This is a genomic window from Salipiger sp. D13, from assembly GCF_003703915.1.
Taxonomy (GTDB): Bacteria; Pseudomonadota; Alphaproteobacteria; order Rhodobacterales; family Rhodobacteraceae; genus Salipiger; species Salipiger profundus.
The window spans coordinates 131,417-151,711 of record NZ_ML112597.1 but is presented as its reverse complement, the minus strand read 5'-3'; the positions used below and the strand labels follow the sequence as shown (position 1 = coordinate 151,711).

Here is a 20,295-nt window from a genome sequence, read left to right as displayed (position 1 = left end):
ATGAATCCCGCACGGGATTTGTGCAACAGAGCCCTTTTTGACCCCGCGCGCGGTATCTTCGCGCCTCTATAGGCCGCAAATAACGAGGTCATTCGTTGCTGGCCGTCGAGGACGTATTCGACCTGCCGATCATCAGGGGTGGCTGGCAGCGGGATATTGCCCACGTCCTTCACATCCGCCATCCGCTGATTAGTCTTCCAGAGGATGAAGGTGCCGATTGGATAACCTTTAACAATGCTGTCTAACAGTGCTGCGGTCTTTTCGATGGGCCACACAAACTCGCGCTGGAATTTCGGAATTTTGATGACGCCCTTCTCGATGTCCGTGATGAGATCGTGATACTTGCGGCTGTCGGGCTTCGGCTGCGAGCGTGGCGTTGTCATTAAAAAATCCTAAAAATCTGAATTTACAGACTCCTTAGCATGGCTTCCACCTCCGCCGCGACAGTTAGATGCTGCCGCCGGGAGGCGAAGGTCCGGTTCAGGTAAGCCGCGCTTCGGCAATGGTGTGACCAGCCGAAAGTCCGCAGAGGGCCGGAGGAGCTGATCCCCGGGCAGTGGAATGCGTGACGAGGAAGGTCTGCTAGCTGCGCAGAGCGCTTGGATGGCTTACGAGTGTTACTGAGCCAGTAATGGGCAGCTGGGAGCTTTCCTACCGCAGCGGCTCTCTGGTCTGCATGACGCGCGCGCCATGCTGCATGTTCAGCGTCGCGGCAGGCTCTTCTTCCTGTAGAGCGTTCCAAGCGGCATTGACCGCGACGAACGTGCCCGCGGCTAGAGAGCGTCTGCCCCATCGGTCTTCCGCCCAGATGATGAACAGGGTAGATCCTTCGGGGAAGATGGGGTTGTGAATGCGCATGCGGAACGTATGTGGAACATCCGGGGATTCGGCAAGAGCTCAGTCTTCGGAGGTGTCCGCCTTCCGAGCGTCATATCGACCGCCGTGCTCCGTCTGTAGCGCTGACCGAGATCTCGCCACTATCGGTTGGATGCGCTTCGACCAAGTCCGGCGGCGAGGCGCTACATCTTCTCGGCAAGAAAGGTGCGTTCAGCTTACCAAGGCAGCCCTCGCGGCTGTTGCTTGTGTCGCGCCCCGCGCTGGGACTGGTGCGAGGCACACCGATTTCCGTGGTCCACTTCGCTTGCAAGTCATTGATTCTATATGGACCACTTTCGCAGTGCGTGGTCCACATCGGCATTGATTTTATTGGGAAAATTTCAATTTCTGGTAGGCCCGGAGGGACTCGAACCCCCAACCAAGGCGTTATGAGCGCCCTGCTCTAACCAATTGAGCTACAGGCCCACCGTGACAGTCTCAGTAGCATTCGCGGCGGTCTGGTCAAGCCGTTCGGGCCCTCGGCGCCTCCGAAGTCAGCGTGGGGTGCGCAGGATCATCAGCTCGCCGACATTCTCGCGCGTGATGTAGCCAAGCACGTGACCGGCGGTATCGGTCACCGCGAGGGCGGGGGCACCGGCCAGGGCTTCCAGTGCCGCGTCGAGCGGCGTGCCCAGCGTGAGTTGCGGCACGTCCTCCATGACCTCGCCCACGGGGCGGGTGGAGTGGCCCTCGGCCATGGCGTGGAACAGCGCGGTGCGGGTGAGAAAGCCGGCGAGGCGGCCGTCGGGATCGAGCACCGGGAACTCGTGCTGGGTGGTGCGGATCAGGGTCTGGCCGGCGACATGCAGCGGATCCTCGGGGCGCAGGCTCTCGAAGCTGGTGATCATCGCGTCGCGCGCCTGAAGACCGCGCGCCACCGCGCGTGAGGCCACGTCCTGGCTTTCCGCCTGTCCGGCGAAGTAGACGAAGAGCGCGATGAGCAGCAGCATGAAGTTGCCCGACGCGAGCCCCCAGAAGGCGAAGAGGAATGCCATGATCTGCCCGGCGGTCGCCGCCGCGTTGGTGGCGCGCACCCGGTCCATGCGGGTCGCGAGCACTGCGCGCAGCACCCGGCCGCCGTCCATCGGGAAGGCGGGCAGAAGATTGAAAAGCGCAAGGAACAGGTTCACCGCCGCAAGCTGGCCCAGCAGCGCGCCGGGGCTTGCCTCGGGGTCGGCGAGCCCGGCAAGGTCGGTGCCCGCGCCAAGCGCCGTCAGCACGGCCCAGATCACGATGTTCACCGCCGGTCCGGCAAGCGCCACGAGGATCTCCTGCGAGGGCTTCTCGGGCATCCGTTCGAGCCGCGCGAGCCCGCCGATGGGCAGCAGGGTGATGTCGGGGGTCTTGATGCCGTAACGCCGTGCCGTCAGCGCGTGACCGAATTCATGCGCCACGACGCAGGCGAAGAGTGCGAGGACGAAGCCGACGTTCAGCAGCGCCGCCGCCGCGCCGCCCGCGGGCCAGGCGGCCGCCGCGACCCAGGCGAGCAGCAGGAAGAAGGTAGCATGCACCCGCAGCTCGGACCCGAACAGCCGCCCGATGGGAAAGGACCAGCTCATCTCACGCGCTCCTGCTGTTGACCTTCCTCGAAGATGGCAAGCGGCGGGGACGGGGGCAAGGGCAGGCGCTAGAGGGTAAATGCCGCAGGGGTGGCGCCGGTGAGCTCGGGCAGCAGATGCGCGTCGAGGGCGAAGACGTGCCGGGGCGTGCCCGCCGCGGCCCAGACCATGTCGAAGTCGAGCAGCCGCGGGTCGATCCACGCCCGGATCGGGTTCAGGTGGCCCACCGGCGACACGCCACCGATGGCAAAGCCGGTCTGCGCGCGGATCAGCGCCGCGTCGGCCTTGCCCAGCGGCTCTCCGGCCAGCGCCGAGGCCTTGTCGGCGCAGACCTTGTTGCCGCCGGCGGTCAGAAACAGCACCGCGTCGCCGCTCTCCTCGGCGCGGAAGATGATCGACTTGGCGATCTGGTCGATCTCGCAGCCGACGCTGTCGGCAGCCTCCTGTGCGGTGCGGGCCTGTCCGACCTCGCGGATCTCGGGCGTCTGGCCGGCGGCTTCCAGTGCCGCGCGCACGCGTTTGAGGCTCTTGCTCATGTCGGTCTCCTGTCGTCTGTCGTGCGTGGTTAGACCGCGATGCGGCGCGCGCCGCAAGGGCTCGGCATTGCGCTCGGGCGGCATGGTCGGCCATACAGTCGGCATGAGCTTCGCATCCCGCATCACCCGCCTGCCACGCCCCTTCGACCCCGACCTCGGTGACGAGGCGCTGGGCGCCACCCCATGGGCCGAGGGCGACATGGCCGCGCTGATCCGGGGGACGGGCGGCACGAGCCCCTATCTCAACGGCCTGATCCGCAAGGAGGCGGGCTGGCTGCAGCACGCGCTCGACGCGCCGGAGACCGCGCTGCCGGGGATCTTCGCGGCGCTGGAAGAGGTCGCAGACGGCGATCTCGACGCCGCGCTGAGGCAGGGGAAGCGCCGGGTCGCGCTGTTTGCGGGGCTTGCCGATCTGGGTGGCGTCTGGTCACTCGAGCAAGTGACCGGAGCGCTCACGCGATATGCCGACCTTTCGGTGCGGCTGGCGCTGCGGGCGTCGATCGCCCGCGAGATCCGGCGCGGCAAGCTGCCCGGCGCCTGCGAGGACGACATCGGCTCCGCCGGCGGCATGGTGGTGCTGGCGATGGGCAAGATGGGGGCCTTCGAGCTGAACTACAGCTCCGACATCGACCTGATCTGCCTGTTCGACGAGACCCGCTACGATCCCGACGATTTCCACGAGGCGCGCAGCGCGCTGGTGCGGGCGACCCGGCGCATGTCGGCAACGCTCAACGATCTTACCGGCGACGGCTACGTCTTCCGCACCGACCTGCGTCTGCGGCCCGATCCGGCCGTCACACCGGTCTGCATCTCGATGGAGGCGGCCGAGCGCTACTACGAGAGCCTCGGGCGGGCGTGGGAACGCGCCGCCTACATCAAGGCGCGGCCCTGCGCCGGCGACATCGCGGCGGGCGAGCGCTTCCTCGAGACGCTGCGGCCCTTCGTCTGGCGCCGGCATCTCGATTTCAACGCGATCCAGGATGCGCACGACATGCGGCTGCGCTACCGCGACAAGAAGGGGCGCGGCGCGATCACCCTTTCCGGGCATGACATGAAGCTCGGGCGCGGCGGCATCCGCGAGATCGAGTTCTTCACCCAGACCCGCCAGATCATCGCCGGCGGGCGCGATCCGGACCTGCGTGTGCGGCCGACCGTCGACGGGCTGCGCGTGCTGTCGGAGAAAGGCTGGGTGCCGCGCGACGTGACCGACAGGCTCACCGAGCATTACCGGGCCCACCGCGAGGTCGAGCACCGCGTGCAGATGATCCACGACGCACAGACTCACCTGTTGCCCACCGCAGAGGAGGGGTTCGAGCGGCTCGCGGCGCTCATGGGGCGCGAGCGTGCCGAGTTCGAGCGCGACCTGCACCACCGGCTCGACGAAGTGCACGAGTTGACCGAGGGGTTCTTTGCTCCCGATGCCCGCGACGGCGGCAGCATGCCCGACGTGCCCGACGAACTGGCGGAATGCGAGACGGTGGCGCGCTGGCCGAGCTACCCGGCGCTGCGTTCGAGCCGCGCGGTGGAGATCTTCAAGCGGCTGAAGCCCGAGATTCTCGGACGGCTGGCGCGTGCCGCGAAGCCACAGGAAGCGCTCGCGGCCTTCGACGGCTTCCTTGCCGGGCTGCCCGCCGGTGTGCAGCTCTTCGCGCTCTTCGATGCCAACCCGCAGCTCATCGACCTGCTGGTCGACATCGTCTCGACCTCGCCGGATCTCGCCCGGCACCTGTCGCGGAACTCGGGCGTGTTCGACGCGGTCATCGGCGGTGACTTCTTCAGCCCGTGGCCGGGCGCCGCGGCGCTGACCGCCGAACTGACCGAGGTGCTCTCGCGCGAGGAGGACTACGAGCGTCAGCTCGACATGGCGCGGCGCTGGGCGAAGGAATGGCACTTCCGCGCGGGCGTCCACCTGCTGCGGGGCCTGACCGAACCCGAGGAGGCCGGCGGCCATTACGCCGATCTTGCCGAGGCGGTGCTGGCGGCGATCCTGCCGGTCGTGCAGGACGAATTTGCCCGCAAGCACGGCAAGCCGCCGGGGCGCGGGGCGGTGGTCGTGGGCATGGGCAGCTTGGGCGCGCGGCGCCTGCACGCGCTCTCGGATCTCGACCTGATCGTCATCTACGACCCGGACGGCGTCGAAAGCTCGGACGGACGGCGCCCGCTGCAGTCGCGTCTCTATTACGCGCGGCTGACGCAGGCGCTGATCACCGCGATGTCCGCCGCGATGTCCGAGGGCAAGCTCTACGAGGTCGACATGCGATTGCGGCCGTCGGGGAACCAGGGGCCCGTTGCCACCTCGCTCTCGGCGTTCCGCAATTACCAGCGTGAAGAGGCGTGGGTCTGGGAGCAGCTCGCGCTCACCCGGGCGCGGGTCGTCGCCGGGCCGGCGGAGCTTGCCGGCGAGGTCGAGGCGCTACGCGCAGAGCTGCTCGCCACGCCGCAGCCGCAGGACAAGGTGCTTGCGGAACTGGCCAGGATGCGCGCCCGGATCGCCGCCGCGAAGGGCAATGGCGGCGACTGGGACCCGAAGATCGGCCCCGGCCGGATGCAGGACATCGAGCTTGTCGGGCAGGCCGGTGCGCTGCTCTCGGGCACCGCGCCGCGCCGCACCGCACGCGGGCTGGCCGCCGCGGCGCGCGAGGGCTGGCTCACGCGGGACGATGCCGACCACCTTGCCGCCACCTACCGGCTCTGCTGGAGCCTGCAGATCGGCGCGCGGCTCATCACCGAGGGCGCGCTCGACCCGCGCGAGGTGGGTGCCGGGGGCTGTGCCTTCCTCACGCGGCTCACGGGCACCGACAGCGCCGAGGCGCTGCGCGACAAGCTCGGCGAGATGACCACGCGCGCCGCCGCCATCATCGAGGCAGCCTTGCCGGAGCAGAGCACATGACCAAGGGAACCGCCGACGACCCGAAGGGGCTTATCCGGGAAGCCTATCGGATTGATGGCATCAGCGAGCCCGAATGTCGGTCGATCTTTCTCGACTGGGCGCTTTCGCTGCCCGAGGGCGCCGACACCCGCGCCCATATCGAGGTGCTGCTTGATCGGCACGGTGCGCCGGACGATCACCCCATGACACGGGTGCTGCGCGAGGGCATGTCGCGGGCCTCGGCGCCGAAACGGCGCGGCGGGGCCATGGGCCGGCGCAACTGAGGCCGCGCCCGGCCGAACGTGGCGCCCGGGTCTCCGACCAAGGAATCCCTTGCCCCATGCACGCCGTTGCGATTGGCTGACCCGAACGAATGTCAGGGTGCGGAGGCCCGCGCCCCCAAGCGGTTGGATCATGCCTGAATACGTCCCCATCGCGATCCCCGACCATCCGAGGCTCGCGCAGAACATCATCCATTTCGCCCGCGCCCTGCGACGCGCCGGGCTGCCCGTGGGCCCCGGCCGGGTGATCGACGCGATCCGCGCCGTGGCGGCGGCGGGCTTCACCGACCGGATGGATTTCTACTGGACGCTGCACGCCTGTTTCGTCAGCCGCCCCGAACACCGTATCGTCTTCGCGCAGATCTTTCGTCTCTACTGGCGTGACCCGCGCTACCTCGAGCACATGATGTCGATGATGCTGCCCGCCGTCCGTGGCGTGCAGGAGGAGAAGCTGGCCCGGAGCGCCGAGAAACGCGCCGCGCAGGCCCTGCTCGGCGACCAGATGCCCGAGCTGCCGAAGCCCGAGGGCGACGACGAGGAGGCCACGAAGATCGAGGTCGACAGCTCCTTCACCATCTCGAGCCAGGAAAAGCTCAAGACCCTCGATTTCGAGCAGATGTCCACCGAGGAGGTCGCCGAGGCCAAGCGCATGATCGCCCGGCTGAAGCTGCCGGTGAAGCCGATCCCGTCGCGACGGGGCTTGGCGGCCCACGCCGGGCGGCGCATCGACTGGCGGCGCACGTTGCGTGCCTCGATGCGGCAGGGCGGCGAGATGCGGTCGCTGTCGCACCTGAAGCCGCGCCCGCGCTGGCCGAACCTCGTGGTGCTCTGCGACATCTCGGGGTCCATGAGCCAGTACAGCCGCATGGTGCTGCATTTCCTGCACGCGGTTGCCAACGAGAAGGGCGCGGGCTGGGCGAAGGTGCACGCCTTTACCTTCGGCACGCGGCTCACCAACATCACCCGGCACCTGCGGCAGCGCGATGTCGACGCGGCGCTCAAGGCCGCCGGCGCCGAGGCGCAGGACTGGGAGGGCGGCACCCGCATCGGCCAGTGCCTGCATGACTTCAACCGCGACTGGTCGCGGCGGGTCATGGGGCAGGGCGCGGTGGTGCTGCTGATCACCGACGGGCTCGATCGCGACGATGCCGGGGCGCTCGAGAAAGAGATGGAGCGGCTGCATCTCTCGGCGCGGCGGCTCATCTGGCTCAACCCGCTGTTGCGCTGGGACGGCTTCGCGCCGAAGGCGGCCGGCATCCGCGCGATGCTGCCGCATGTCGACAGCTTCCGGGCGGGGCACTCGATCCAGTCGCTCGAAGAGCTTGCGGCGGCGATCTCGCGGCCCGACGACGCCGGCGAGAAGCAGCGCCTTCTGGCGGCGATCTGACATCTGGTTTCGGGGATGTATCGGCGGCTTCCTGCCGGTCGAATGAACGTTTTCGAGGGCTTGAGCGTTTCTGATCCGAAAGCCGCCGTGCGAGCGGCCCGGAGGAGAAGGGAAAGAAATGAGCCTCAAGAAAGCAATCTTCCGCAGCAGCACCGCGCTGGTCGTGGCAACCGGCCTCGTCTCGCCTGTTGCCGCACAGTCGCTGACCGACATGCCGCCCGAACGTATCCTCGAGGGGGCCATCGACGGCACCGTCGATCTTGGCTTCGACACGGCAGGTCTCGGTCGCAACGAGCTTCTCGCGACGATCCCGCGTATGCAGATGATGTGCGAGAGCGGACGTGCTGACGATGCCATCGACTGCGCGCGCGTGGCCGAGATCCCGCAGGCGCTGACCCAGCGCGGCGCGTCCGGAGGTGGCGAAGGGCAGGGGAACGCCCGCCGCAACGCTGAAGCGCAGGATGGCACGCCGGCTGAGAAACGCCCCGGCGCTGCCGCGAATGGAAACGCCGATGCCAGGGCCGGAAACGGTCAGGCAAAGGCCGATGCGAACGCACAGGCGAAAGCCGAGACCGGAAACAACGGCCAGGGCCAACCGAAGCCCGAGGCCACGGATAAGCCGGTCGAGACCGCGCAGGCGCAGTCCGCCGAAGAGGCACGCAAGAAGCGCCCCGATCCCGCCGCCGAAGCAGCGCAGGCTGGGCGAGAGCCCGGCCAGCCGGTGCGCCAGGGCGATGACGCGCGGCCCAACGCGCCCGAGCAGCAGGCCGCGACGCCGGAGCCGGCCCCCAACGCCGCACCTGAGGCCGCCGAGGCACCGGAGCGCCCGGAACGTCCCGAACGGCAGGACGCGGAGATGAAGCGTCCGCGCGAGAACCCGGCACGCGAGCAGGGTCAGGCCGCCGAGACGGGTGGAGAGGCGCTGCCCGATGACACCGCGAGAGCACTTGAGCAGGCGCAGCAGGGCGAACCGCTTCGCACCACCGAGACGCCTCAGGCTGGCCAGCAACCGCAGGCGGATGCCACACCCGAGACATCGCAGGCCGCCGAGACGGCCCGAGGTGATGAACGCCAGCGCGCCGAAGAGGCACGCCAGGCCGCGCGGGAGCAGCGCTCCGTGGAGGAACCCGCGCAGGTCTCCGACCAGGAGCAGGCCGACGCCGTCGCGGAACGGGCGCGCCGGATGGGTTCGGCTGCCGCGGCCGGGGGCGATACCGCCGAGGCCGAGGTCGTCGAGGAAGACAACCTCACGCAGGAAGACGTGCGCAGCTCGCAGGAAGACTTCCGCACGCGCATCGGCGAAGCCGCCCCGGCACAGGAACGTCCCCGTGCCAGCAATGATGATGACGACGACGACAACGACGGCATCGGTGCCTTCGGCAAGGCCGCCATCGCCGGACTGGGCGCGCTTGCGCTCAACCAGATCCTTTCCGACGATGCCCGCGTCGTCGAGAACACCGGCGACCGTCTCGTGGTGGAGGAAAACGGCCAGTATCGTGTTCTGCGCAACGACGATGCCCTGCTGCGCCAGCCCGGATCGGACGTGACGACCTATCGCTACGATGACGGGTCCACACGCACCGTGGTGGTCTACGAGGACGGCAACGAGGTCCAGACCATCAAGGCCGCCGACGGTCGCGTGCTGCGCCGCACCCGGACGCTGCCGGATGGCGAGACCATCGTGCTGTTCGACGACACGCAGGCAGAGGAAGAGGTCGCGGTCAGCGAGCTGCCGCAGACCAACGAACGCCCTCGGCGGATGAACATCCAGGAGGTCGACGAGAACGAGCTCGCGGCAGCCCTCGCGGCGGAAAGCGCCGAGGGCATCGACCGCCGGTTCTCGCTGAACCAGATCCGCAACATCAACGCGGTGCGCCATCTCGTCCCCGAGATCAGCGTCGACACGATCAACTTCGAGACCGGCTCCGCCGCGATCCGTCCGGAGGAAGCGCAGGCGCTTGCCGCTCTGGGCAACGCCATGAAGCAGGTTATCGCGGACCGCCCGGGCGAGGTCTTCCTGATCGAGGGTCATACCGATGCGATCGGTGGCTGGAGCTACAACCTCGCGCTGTCCGACCGGCGTGCGGAATCGGTAGCCCTTGCGCTGACTGAGTATTTCGACGTGCCGCCCGAGAACATGGTGCTGCAGGGCTACGGCGAGGGTGATCTCGCGGTCGAGACCCAGCAGGCAACGCGCGAGAACCGCCGCGCCGCCGTGCGCCGCATCACGCCGCTGCTGCAGGGCGGCTGAGCTCGGCGCGCTGACGAGGGACCAGATCGTTCCTCGGAGCATCAGGATGTAACGAGTGCTCATTGACCGGGGCCGTGCCGAAAGGCGCGGCCCTTGTTGCATCAGGGGGCGAAACACCGGGGCAGGGGCTGCGCTCGGGTCGCGAAAGCGCATTTGATCTGAATCATGCGAAAATCTGAATGTTAATGATATTCGGGAGCCGGAATTCGTTAACGGGAGGATATCTCATGTCCCTGGACTGGAAACTAGGCGGGCTGCTGCTCGGGGCGGTATTCTTCGCCGCCGTGCTGCTGGTGAAGCCCATCGGCGTCAGCACGCAGTTCGTCATTCTCGACGGGATCGTCGCCGACGCGGTCTCGCAGGACTTCATCACCCAGACCGACGAGGGCTGGACCTCGAGCAACGCCTACATGGCGAAAAGCTCGGGCAAATACGCGACGAGCGCGGCCAACCCGCTGAACTACAGCTTTGTCTTCGTGCTCGCCATGGCCGCCGGGGCCTTCCTGTCCGCGCGTTTGCGCGGCGGTGTCTCGCGCGAGGAACGCAGCGCGCCCAGGATCTGGCGGGCGAACTTCGGTGATACCCCATGGATGCGCTACGCGGTGGCCTTCGCGGGCGGGTTCGTCGTGCTTTATGGCGCCCGGCTCGCGGGGGGCTGCACCTCGGGCCACATGATGAGCGGCATGATGCAGACGGCGCTCTCGGGCTACATCTTCGCCGCCGGCGCCTTCCTTGCCGCCATTCCCACCGCAATGATGATGTACAAGGAGGGCTGAGCCATGCAGATCGTTCTCGCCATTCTCATCGGCGCCGCCTTCGGCTTCGTGCTGGACCGCATCGGCGCCACCAATCCCAATGTCATCACCGGGATGCTCACGCTGCGACGGCTGCGGCTGATGAAGACCATCCTGCTCGCCATCGGCACGGGGTCGATCCTGATGTTCGGCGGCCAGATGCTGGGCCTCGTCGAGGTCGGCCACATGTCGGTGAAGGCCGCTTACATCGGCGTCTTCATCGGCGGCCTGCTGCTCGGCGCGGGCTGGGCGGCCTCGGGCTTCTGCCCCGGTACCGGGGTCTGCGCGGCGGCCACGGGTCGCAAGGATGCGCTGTTCTTCATCGCGGGCGGGCTGCTCGGGGCGGCGGCCTACATGGCGACCTATCCGATGTGGAAGGCCAGCGGCCTGCTCGACGATGTCGCCGGCGGCAAGGTGACGCTGGGCACCGTTCCCGGCTCGGACTACGCCGGCCTTTTCGCGGTCTCCGGAGACATTCTCGGCATCGTGCTGGGTCTTGTCTTCGTGCTGGTCGCCTTCGTGCTGCCCGACAGCCTCGCGGGCGGTCACGCCGGGAAACACGTTCCGGCAGAGTGATCGGCTTGGCGCCGCGAATGGAAAAAGCCCCGCCGAGATCGGCGGGGCTTTCGTGTATCGGGTCGAGTTGAGAGGCCGGACCGGCCGGGCTCCGCCCGTGGTCCGCACGATCTTTCCCCCGGAGAGATCGTCGGGCCGTAAGCGGCCCGAACGGCTGGGCTCCGTCCGTAACGGCCTCGACCGCTCCCCCGGAGCGGTCGCCGACCCCAGGGGGGGCGGAACGGCGGGGCTCCGCCCGTGATCCGCGCGATCTCTCCCCCGGAGAGAACGTCGGGCCGTAAACGGCCCGAACAGCGGATCACACCATCATTTCCTTGGTGGCGCTGAGGGTCACGTCCGGGTAGTCGCGCTCGACGCGGTCGATGTCCCACTGCAGGCGGGTCATGTAGACGACGTCTCCGTCGTTATCGTGGGCGATGTGCTGCTTGTTGGCGTTCACGAACTTCTCGACCGCCGCCTTGTCGCCATGCACCCAGCGCGCCGAGGTGAACTGCGACGGCTCGAAGCGCACCGGCAGGCCGTATTCCTGCTCGATCCGCGCGCCCAGAACCTCGAACTGCAGCGCGCCGACGACGCCGACGATGTAGCCCGAGCCGATGTTCGGCTTGAAGACCTTCGCGGCCCCTTCCTCGGCGAACTGGAACAGCGCCTTCTCGAGGTGCTTGGCCTTCATCGGGTCGCCGGCGCGCACGCCCTGCAGAAGTTCCGGCGCGAAGCTCGGAATGCCGGTCACTTTCAGTGCCTCGCCCTCGGTCAGCGTGTCGCCGATGCGCAGCTGCCCGTGGTTGGGGATCCCGATGATGTCGCCGGCCCAGGCCTCTTCGGCGAGCTCCCGGTCGGAAGCGAGGAACAGCACCGGCGCGGTGATGCTCATCGGCTTCTTGCTGCGCACGTGCGTGAGCTTCATCCCACGGTTGAAATGCCCAGAAGACAGGCGGACAAAGGCCACGCGGTCGCGGTGCTTGGGGTCCATGTTGGCCTGAACCTTGAACACGAAGCCCGACACCTTCTTCTCGTCGGGCGAAATCTGCCGCGGCTCGGCACTGGTGGGCTGCGGTTCGGGCGCCAGCGAGCCGATGCCGTCCATCAACTCCTTCACCCCGAAGGAGTTGATCGCCGAGCCGAACCAGATCGGCGTCATGTGCCCCTCGAGCACCGCCTGCGGGTCCAGCGTCGGCAGCAGCTCGCGGGCCATCTCGATCTCTTCCTTGAGCTGCTCGAGCAGCGCCTCGGGCACGTGCTCGGCAAGCTTGGGGTCGTCGAGGCCCTCGATCTTGATCGATTCCGCCACCTTGTTGCGGTCGGCGCGGTCCATGATCTCGAGCCGGTTGCGCAGCATATCGTAGCAGCCGACGAAATCACGGCCCATGCCGATCGGCCAGGAGGCCGGCGTCACGTCGATGGCGAGGTTCTCCTGGATCTCGTCGATGATCTCGAAGGTGTCGCGGGCCTCGCGGTCCATCTTGTTGCAGAAGGTCAGGATCGGCAGGTCGCGCAGACGGCAGACCTCGAACAGCTTCTGGGTCTGGCTTTCCACGCCCTTGGCGCCGTCGATCACCATGATCGCCGCGTCCACCGCCGTCAGCGTGCGGTAGGTGTCCTCGGAGAAATCCGAGTGGCCGGGCGTGTCGACGAGGTTGTAGCGGAAGTTGCCGTAGTCGAACGACATGGCCGAGGCCGAGACCGAGATACCGCGTTCCTGCTCCATCTTCATGAAGTCCGACCGCGTGCGCCGTGCCTCGCCCTTGGCGCGCACCTGTCCCGCCATCTGGATGGCGCCGCCATACAGGAGGAACTTCTCGGTCAGCGTCGTCTTGCCCGCATCCGGGTGCGAGATGATCGCAAAGGTGCGGCGCCGGGCGATTTCCGGCGGAAGGTCGGGGCGGTTCGAAGGCACATCCAGCATGAGCGCGCATATAGACGTGCCGCGCGCCCTTGGGAAGGGCGGCCGAGGGGAACCGCGATGCGTCTTTGCGGGTTTTTCCACGAGAAAGGAGCCCGACCATGCCGAACCCCAGCCTGAAGAACGAGAAACTCTACGAGGACCTGCGCGACGAGGGCATGTCCAAGGAAAAGGCCGCGCGGATTTCCAACGCCAAGGCCAACGACAGCCAGCATCCGTCGAAGAAGGGCGGCAAGCAGCCCCCTTACGAGGAATGGACCAAGGACGACCTCTACGAGCGCGCACAGGAGATCGGAATCGAGGGCCGGTCGGACATGACGAAGGACGAGCTGATCGAGGCGCTGCGCAACCACTGATCGACGGCGCCGTCGCCGTGCACGAGGGGCCGGAGGGTGCGGATCGGGCCCGGCAGGATCACGTCCCGCCGGGCGCCTATGATGGGGCTGGTGCCCGCGATGTCGCTTTGAGCTTTCGGAAACCCGCGTCGGCGTGGGGCGAGGCGCGCCTCAGGCCTTGTCCTGATCTTTCGAGCCGCTTTCGGCGTCCCGCTCGTTGTAGGCGCTCGGGTCGAAGTCGTCGGGGTCGAAGGCTTCCTCGGCGTCGGAGATACCGGTGAGGTGGGTCGTCCCCGTCTCTTCGTCGAAGACAAGCCCGTAGGTCGCACGTCCTTCGGACTTGTAACGCAGGAACTCGTGAATGCCCGCGTAGATGAAGGAAAGCGCGAAGGGCGTCATGATGAGAATGGCGATGATCTGAGCTTTCATCCCGACATTTTACATCATTCTTTAAGCGTTTCGAACCCCTTTCGAACCCGTCTTGACGGTCCTTGCCAAATTGTTCGCTTACGCCTGAAGGGGGGGAGCGGCGCGGGCGTCGGGGCCGCCGGCAGCCATGATCGACGCGGCGAGTGACCGAAAAGTCAGCGATCCCTATGACCGCAGAAGGAACGGTATCCGCCGGGGCGGGCCCCCCAAGGATTCGGTCTTGCCATGAGCAAGGGGCGACGCCATTGAAACCTCATGGAACCAAAGCTCACCATCGTCGTGGTCGAGGAGGAACGGGATCGGGCCCTCGGCATCGTCGACGCGCTCAAGGTCTCGGGCGACCATGATGTCGTCGTCATCGCCAATGCCTCCGGGCTTGCGCGCCGGATCGCCGCGCATGAGCCGGACATCGTGCTGATCGACATCGACAACCCCACGCGCGACATGCTCGAGGAACTGACGCTGGCCTCCGGTCCGCTGGAACGCCCGGTGGCGATGTTCGTCTCGGGCGAGGCGGGTTCGCTTGCGCAGCAGGCGGTCGAGGCAGGCGTTTCGGCCTATGTCGTCGACGGGCTGGCCCCGGCGCGGATCAAGCCGGTGATCGACACCGCCATTGCGCGCTTCGGAATGCTGCGGCAGATGCGCACCGAACTGGCGGAAACCCGGCGCGCGCTGGAAGAGCGCAAGGTCATCGACCGGGCCAAGGGGCTTCTGATGAAGGCGAAAAGCCTCGACGAGGATGCCGCCTATGCGCTGCTGCGCAAGACCGCGATGGACCAGGGCCGCCGGGTGGCGGAAGTCGCCGAAGCCCTCGTGACCGCCTCGGAGCTGCTGCGATGAAGACGGTGACCTTGCCGATCGCCTACATGCCGCTGGTCGACGCGGCGCCGCTGATCGTGGCGCAGGAGATGGGCTTCGCGGAAAGCCAGGGCATCGCGCTCGACCTGATCGCCGCACCCTCGTGGTCCTCGGTCCGCGACATGCTGGCCTTTGGCCGGGTCGATGCCGCGCACATGCTGTCGCCGGTGCCGGTGGCCATGGCGCTGGGCCTTGGCGGCGTGTCGACGCCGGTTTCGGCGGTCATGGTGACCTCGGTCAACGGCGATGTGATCGGGGTCGGGCGGGCGCTCGAGGAGCGCCTGCGTTCGCGGGGCCACGACTTCGACTTCCGCGACGCCCGCGCCGCGGCCCGCGCGCTTGCACGGGCGGCCGAGGGACCGCTGGTCTTCGGGGTGCCCTTTCCCTTCTCGATGCACGTCGAGCTTCTGCACTACTGGTTCGAGGGCACCGAGCTGGGGCAGGCAGAGGTCTCCATCCGCACCGTGCCGCCGCCGCTGATGGCCGAGGCGCTGGCCGCCGGCGACATCGACGCCTTCTGCGTGGGTGAGCCCTGGGGCTCGGTCGCGGTCGACCAGGGGGCGGGCGCGCTGCTGCTGCCGGGCAAGGCGATCTGGTCCTTTGCCCCGGAAAAGGTGCTGGCCGTGCGCACCGACTGGGCCGAGACCGAGCCGCACCTGCTGCGTCGCCTGATGCACGCGGTCGGACGGGCAGGGCACTGGCTGTCACGGCCCGACGCGCGCACCGCCGCCGCCGAGATCCTGTCGCGCCGGTCCTATCTCGACGTCTCTCCGGAGCTGATCGACCGGGCGCTGAACGGCCGGTTCACCGTGACCCGGCAGGCCGAGCAGCGCGACGTGCCCGGCTTCGTCGAGTTCCACGATGGCGCCGCGACCTTCCCCTGGCGCAGCCAGGCGAAGTGGATCGCCCGGCGGCTGAGCCTGCGTCACGGATTGCCCGCCGCCGACGCCATGACCCGCGGTGCCGCGGCCTTCCGCAGCGATCTCTTCCGGACGCACATGCCGGCAGACACCGACATGCCCGGCGCGTCGGAGAAACTCGAAGGCGCGATTCGTCACGAGACCGCCGTTGCCTCGCGCCGTGGCCAGCTTTCCCTGCCCGGGGATGCGTTCTTCGATGGACGCATTTTTGATCCGGATCGCCTGGATTGAACAAGAATTGGGCTGATTTTCGCGGTTCGACGGGTCGAAACGTGAAAATTACCCCGAAAGTGCGGAAATTTCTGGAAACCGCAACAGGCATCGCGAATACATGAATCGTCGGCCTGCAATGGCGCAGGTCGGCCCGAATTTCTCCCGATGACAGGGAACTCCTGAGCAAGGTCGCTCGCTTTCTGCCGGTTTCGCCGGTGGTCAGTGATGCGGCCTTTTTGCGTTTCTGCGCGGCGCCTTCGCGTGCCGATGCCCTGAAAGGACGACCGATGAAAAAACTTCTCCTTGGCCTCGCGGCCTCCACCGCTCTCGTGAGCCCCGCTTTCGCCGAGATGCTGGAGCTCGAAAAGGACGAGCTGACCTTCGGCTTCATCAAGCTCACCGACATGGCGCCGCTCGCCGTGGCTTACGAGCAGGGATATTTCCTCGACGAGGGCCTGTTCGTGACGCTCGAGGCGCAGGCGAACTGGAAGGTGCTGCTCGACGGCGTGATCGGCGGACAGCTCGACGGCGCCCACATGCTGGCCGGCCAGCCGCTCGCGGCGACCATCGGCTACGGCACCGAGGCGCATATCGTGACGCCCTTCTCGATGGACCTGAACGGCAACGGCATCACCGTGTCGAACGAGGTCTGGGAGGCGATGCTGCCGCACATCCCCAAGATGGACGATGGCCGCCCGCAGCACCCGATCTCGGCCGAGGCGCTCGCGCCGGTGGTCGAGCAGTATCGCTCCGAGGGGAAGCCCTTCAACATGGGCATGGTCTTCCCGGTCTCCACCCACAACTACGAACTGCGCTACTGGCTGGCCGCCGGCGGGCTGAACCCGGGCTACTACAGCCCCGAGAACGTGACCGGCCAGATCGGCGCCGACGTGTTCCTGTCGGTGACGCCGCCGCCGCAGATGCCCGCCACGCTCGAGGCCGGCACGATCTACGGCTACTGCGTGGGCGAGCCGTGGAACCAGCAGGCGGTGTTCAAGGGCATCGGCGTGCCGGTCGTCACCGACTACGAGCTCTGGAAGAACAACCCCGAGAAGGTCTTCGGCATCACCTCCGAGTTCGCGGAAGAGTATCCGAACACCACCAAGGCGGTGGTCAAGGCGCTGATCCGCGCCGCCATGTGGCTTGACGAGAACGACAACGCGAACCGCATGGAAGCCGTCGAGATCCTTGCCAAGCCCGAATACGTCGGCGCCGATGCCGAGGTGATCGCCAACTCGATGACCGGCACCTTCGAATACGAGAAGGGCGACAAGCGCGAGGTTCCCGACTTCAACGTCTTCTTCCGCTACAACGCGACCTATCCGTTCTACTCAGACGCGGTCTGGTACCTGACCCAGATGCGCCGCTGGGGCCAGATCGCCGAGGCGAAGTCCGACGCCTGGTACGACGAGACCGCGCGCAAGGTCTACCGCCCGGACATCTACCTCGAGGCCGCGCGCCTGCTGGTGGACGAGGGGCTCGCCAACGAGGCGGACTTCCCCTGGGACAGCGACGGCTACAAGGCCGTCACCCCCGCCGAGGACATCATCGACGGCATTCCCTACGACGGGAAGACGCCCAACGCCTACCTCGAGAGCCTGCCGATCGGCCTGAAGGGCGACCAGGTCGTCGAAGGCACCGACGTCAAAGGCTGAACCGTGCCGCGGCGGGCCGTGCCCGCCGCCTGCCGCCACGCGCTATCCGACACGCGAAGGGACCCAACATGACAACCGTCGATCCGAATTTCACTGCCGGGGCCGAGCGCGAGGCGCGCCGCGCCCGTCTGTTCACCCGCATCAACACCGCCGACAAGTGGCTGGGCGTCCTCGGACTGGCCTGGGTCACGCCGATCCTCAAGGCCGCCGCCGGTGACAGCCCGCGCGCGCAGGTCAAGGAAATCTGGCGCCTGCTTGTCGTGCCGCTTCTGGCGATCGCCGCCTTCCTGCTGCTCTGGGCCACGCTCGCGCCGAAGGTGCAGACCTCGCTCGGCGCCGTGCCCGGACCCGCGCAGGTCTGGGAAGAGACCGTCAACCTGCACCAGGACGCCGTGGCCAAGGCCGTCAAGCAGGAGAAGTTCGAGCAGATGGTGGCCACGCGCAACCAGAAGCTCATCGACGCCGGCCGCGCCGACGAGGTGAAGGACATCGCCTATACCGGGGCGCCGAGCTACTACCAGCAGATCTGGACCTCGATCCAGACGGTGTTCTTCGGTTTCCTCGTCGCCACCGCCGTGGCGGTGCCGCTGGGCATCGCGGCGGGCCTGTCGCCCACCGCCAATGCCGCGATCAACCCGCTGGTGCAGATCTTCAAGCCGGTCTCGCCGCTGGCGTGGCTGCCCATCGTCACCATGATCGTCTCGGCGGTCTACGCCACCAACGACGGGCTGTTCTCCAAGTCGTTCCTGATCTCGGCCATCACCGTGACGCTCTGCTCGCTCTGGCCGACGCTGATCAACACCGCGCTGGGCGTGGCGTCGATCGACAAGGACCTGGTGAACGTCTCGAAGGTGCTCAAGATGACCACCTGGACCAAGATTACCAAGCTGGTGCTGCCCAGCGCCCTGCCGCTGATCTTCACCGGCCTGCGGCTCTCGCTCGGCGTGGGCTGGATGGTGCTCATCGCCGCCGAGATGCTGGCACAGAACCCCGGTCTCGGCAAGTTCGTCTGGGACGAGTTCCAGAACGGCAGCTCTTCCTCGCTCGCCAAGATCATGGTCGCCGTCTTCACCATCGGCATCATCGGCTTCCTCCTCGACCGGGTGATGTACGCGCTGCAATCGCTCTTCACCTTCTCGAACAACCGGTGAGCGCCATGGGTATCCTGACATTCGACAACGTCTCGAAGACCTTCGGCACCGGCACCCACGCGACCGACGTGCTGAAGCGCATCGACCTCGACGTGGAAGAAGGCGAGTTCCTCGTGATCCTCGGCTTCTCCGGAACCGGCAAGACCACCCTCATCAACCTGATGGCCGGGCTCGAGCAGCCCACGCAGGGGCAGGTGAGCTTCAAGGGCAAGCCGGTCACCGGGCCTGGCCCCGAACGCGGCGTGATCTTCCAGAGCTACTCGCTGATGCCGTGGCTGACGGTTGGGGGCAACGTGGGGCTCGCGGTCGACACCGTGTTCCCGTCGCTGCCCCGGGCCGAGCGCGCAGCAAAGGTCGCGCATTACGTCGACATGGTGGGTCTCAGCCATGCCGCGGGCCGGCGCCCGGCCGAGCTGTCGGGCGGGATGCGCCAGCGGGTGAACGTCGCCCGGGCGCTCGCCATGAATCCCGAGGTGCTGCTGCTCGACGAGCCGCTCTCGGCGCTCGACGCGCTGACCCGGGCCAACCTCGCCGACGAGATCGAGGCGATCTGGGAGGCCGACAAGAAGACCTGCGTGCTGATCACCAACGACGTGGACGAGGCGATCGTCCTCGCCGACCGGATCGTCGCGCTGAACCCCGACGGCACGCTCGGCGCCGAGTTCCGCGTGTCCATCCCGCGTCCGCGTGACCGGATGGCGATGAACAGCGACGAGACCTTCAAGCGTCTGCGCGCCGAGGTCACCGGCTACCTGATGGACGTCGGTATCGAGGCCAAGGTCGAGGGCGCCCGCCTGTTGCCGGACGTGACGCCGATCCACGGCGTGCCAGCGGCGGTGCGGGACGCGCAGCAGGGGCTGATCGACGAGCGCTTCCTCGACTTCAGCCAGCTGCACAAGGTCTACCCGACCCCCAAGGGGCCGCTGACCGTGGTCGAGGATTTCAACCTCAAGGTCGACCGGGGCGAATTCATCAGCCTCATCGGGCATTCCGGCTGCGGCAAGTCGACGGTGCTGACGATGGCCGCCGGTCTCAACGGCATCTCGAAGGGCGCGATCAAGCTCGACGGCCGCCACGTCGAGGGGGCCGACCCCGAGCGCGCCGTGGTGTTCCAGTCGCCGAACCTGTTCCCGTGGCTCAGCGCCCGCGAGAACTGTGCCATCGGCGTCGACAAGGTCTATCCCCGTGCCTCGCGGGCAGAGCGGCAGGACGTGGTGGAATACTACCTCGAGCGGGTCGGGCTTGCCGACGCGATGGACCGGCCCGCCTCGGACATGTCGAACGGCATGCAGCAGCGGGTCGGCATCGCGCGGGCCTTTGCCCTGTCGCCGAAGCTGCTGCTGCTGGACGAGCCCTTCGGCATGCTCGACAGCCTCACCCGCTGGGAGTTGCAGGAGGTGCTGATGGAGGTCTGGAGCCGGACCAAGGTCACCGCGATCTGCGTCACCCATGACGTCGACGAGGCGATCCTGCTGGCGGACCGCGTGGTGATGATGACCAACGGCCCGCAGGCCACCATCGGCAAGATCACCAACGTCGATCTGCCGCGCCCGCGCACCCGCAAGGCGCTGCTCGAACATCCCGATTACTACGCCTACCGGCAGGACGTGCTCGATTTCCTCGAGGAATACGAGCACGGGGCCAGACCCCGCGCCGGCGCAACCCCGAAACCGAAACCCCAGGCCCTGGCTGCGGAGTGAAG

Annotated in this window: 17 protein-coding genes and 1 tRNA gene; 12 read left to right on the top strand and 6 right to left on the bottom strand. The window is 67.4% G+C overall.

Going from position 1 to position 20,295, the window contains the following annotated elements:
• The 4 genes from D6860_RS13025 to D6860_RS13010 all read right to left on the bottom strand — a co-directional run.
• Nucleotides 1-383, bottom strand: a 383-nt coding sequence (locus D6860_RS13025; protein ID WP_164845642.1) for a DUF262 domain-containing protein, incomplete at its 3' end; no start/stop codon positions are given.
• A gap of 842 nt (nt 384-1,225) precedes the next feature.
• Nucleotides 1,226-1,302: transfer RNA gene (locus D6860_RS13020), tRNA-Ile, on the bottom strand.
• A gap of 68 nt (nt 1,303-1,370) precedes the next feature.
• Nucleotides 1,371-2,435: a site-2 protease family protein gene (locus D6860_RS13015; protein ID WP_076624902.1), complete on the bottom strand. Its 1,065-nt coding sequence runs from the start codon at nt 2,433-2,435 to the stop codon at nt 1,371-1,373.
• A gap of 68 nt (nt 2,436-2,503) precedes the next feature.
• Entirely contained in the window at nt 2,504-2,971 is a 468-nt protein-coding gene (locus D6860_RS13010) for a YbaK/EbsC family protein (RefSeq protein WP_076624901.1), read from the bottom strand.
• A 103-nt stretch (nt 2,972-3,074) separates the two neighbouring features.
• Here D6860_RS13010 and D6860_RS13005 point away from each other — a divergent pair, with 103 nt between their 5' ends.
• The 6 genes from D6860_RS13005 (at nt 3,075) to D6860_RS12980 (ending at nt 11,129) form a co-directional block, all read left to right on the top strand.
• Entirely contained in the window at nt 3,075-5,861 is a 2,787-nt protein-coding gene (locus tag D6860_RS13005) for a [protein-PII] uridylyltransferase family protein (protein WP_076625458.1), read from the top strand.
• On the top strand, nt 5,858-6,124 hold the full coding sequence (locus D6860_RS13000; protein WP_076624900.1) for a hypothetical protein: 267 nt from the start codon (nt 5,858-5,860) through the stop codon (nt 6,122-6,124). Before D6860_RS13005 ends, D6860_RS13000 begins: the two co-directional genes overlap by 4 nt.
• A gap of 130 nt (nt 6,125-6,254) precedes the next feature.
• Entirely contained in the window at nt 6,255-7,508 is a 1,254-nt protein-coding gene (locus tag D6860_RS12995) for a vWA domain-containing protein (protein WP_076624899.1), read from the top strand.
• 118 nt (nt 7,509-7,626) lie between these two features.
• The gene (locus tag D6860_RS12990; RefSeq protein ID WP_076624898.1) at nt 7,627-9,759 is read left to right on the top strand and encodes an OmpA family protein; all 2,133 of its coding nucleotides are present in this window, start codon (nt 7,627-7,629) and stop codon (nt 9,757-9,759) included.
• Nucleotides 9,760-9,986: 227 nt separating this feature from the next.
• On the top strand, nt 9,987-10,535 hold the full coding sequence (locus tag D6860_RS12985; protein WP_076624897.1) for a YeeE/YedE thiosulfate transporter family protein: 549 nt from the start codon (nt 9,987-9,989) through the stop codon (nt 10,533-10,535).
• A gap of 3 nt (nt 10,536-10,538) precedes the next feature.
• Nucleotides 10,539-11,129, top strand: coding sequence for a DUF6691 family protein (locus tag D6860_RS12980; protein WP_076624896.1), 591 nt, complete (start codon nt 10,539-10,541; stop codon nt 11,127-11,129).
• Nucleotides 11,130-11,427: 298 nt separating this feature from the next.
• On the opposite strand, the gene D6860_RS12975 is transcribed toward D6860_RS12980, so the two are convergent.
• Nucleotides 11,428-13,035 carry a peptide chain release factor 3 gene (locus D6860_RS12975; RefSeq protein WP_076624895.1) on the bottom strand — a complete coding sequence of 536 codons (1,608 nt, stop codon included), beginning with the start codon at nt 13,033-13,035 and terminating at the stop codon, nt 11,428-11,430.
• Between the two features lie 98 nt (nt 13,036-13,133).
• On the opposite strand from D6860_RS12975, the gene D6860_RS12970 reads away from it, so the two are divergent.
• Nucleotides 13,134-13,388, top strand: a complete 255-nt coding sequence (locus D6860_RS12970; protein WP_017468526.1) for a DUF7218 family protein — start codon at nt 13,134-13,136, stop codon at nt 13,386-13,388.
• A gap of 150 nt (nt 13,389-13,538) precedes the next feature.
• On the opposite strand, the gene D6860_RS12965 is transcribed toward D6860_RS12970, so the two are convergent.
• A complete protein-coding gene (locus D6860_RS12965; RefSeq protein ID WP_017468525.1) occupies nt 13,539-13,796 on the bottom strand; it encodes a hypothetical protein in 258 nt (85 codons plus the stop codon).
• Nucleotides 13,797-14,051: 255 nt separating this feature from the next.
• Between D6860_RS12965 and D6860_RS12960 the strand changes: the two genes are divergently transcribed.
• The 5 genes from D6860_RS12960 to D6860_RS12940 all read left to right on the top strand — a co-directional run bounded on the left by D6860_RS12960 (nt 14,052) and on the right by D6860_RS12940 (nt 20,293).
• Entirely contained in the window at nt 14,052-14,636 is a 585-nt protein-coding gene (locus D6860_RS12960; protein ID WP_076624894.1) for an ANTAR domain-containing response regulator, read from the top strand.
• The gene (locus tag D6860_RS12955; protein ID WP_076624893.1) at nt 14,633-15,805 is read left to right on the top strand and encodes a CmpA/NrtA family ABC transporter substrate-binding protein; all 1,173 of its coding nucleotides are present in this window, start codon (nt 14,633-14,635) and stop codon (nt 15,803-15,805) included. Before D6860_RS12960 ends, D6860_RS12955 begins: the two co-directional genes overlap by 4 nt.
• A gap of 269 nt (nt 15,806-16,074) precedes the next feature.
• A complete protein-coding gene (locus D6860_RS12950) occupies nt 16,075-17,442 on the top strand; it encodes a CmpA/NrtA family ABC transporter substrate-binding protein (protein ID WP_076624892.1) in 1,368 nt (455 codons plus the stop codon).
• Between the two features lie 68 nt (nt 17,443-17,510).
• Complete coding sequence (locus D6860_RS12945; protein ID WP_076624891.1) at nt 17,511-18,593, top strand: ABC transporter permease; 1,083 nt, start codon at nt 17,511-17,513, stop codon at nt 18,591-18,593.
• A gap of 5 nt (nt 18,594-18,598) precedes the next feature.
• On the top strand, nt 18,599-20,293 hold the full coding sequence (locus D6860_RS12940; protein WP_076624890.1) for an ABC transporter ATP-binding protein: 1,695 nt from the start codon (nt 18,599-18,601) through the stop codon (nt 20,291-20,293).
• Nucleotides 20,294-20,295: the final 2 nt, after the last annotated feature.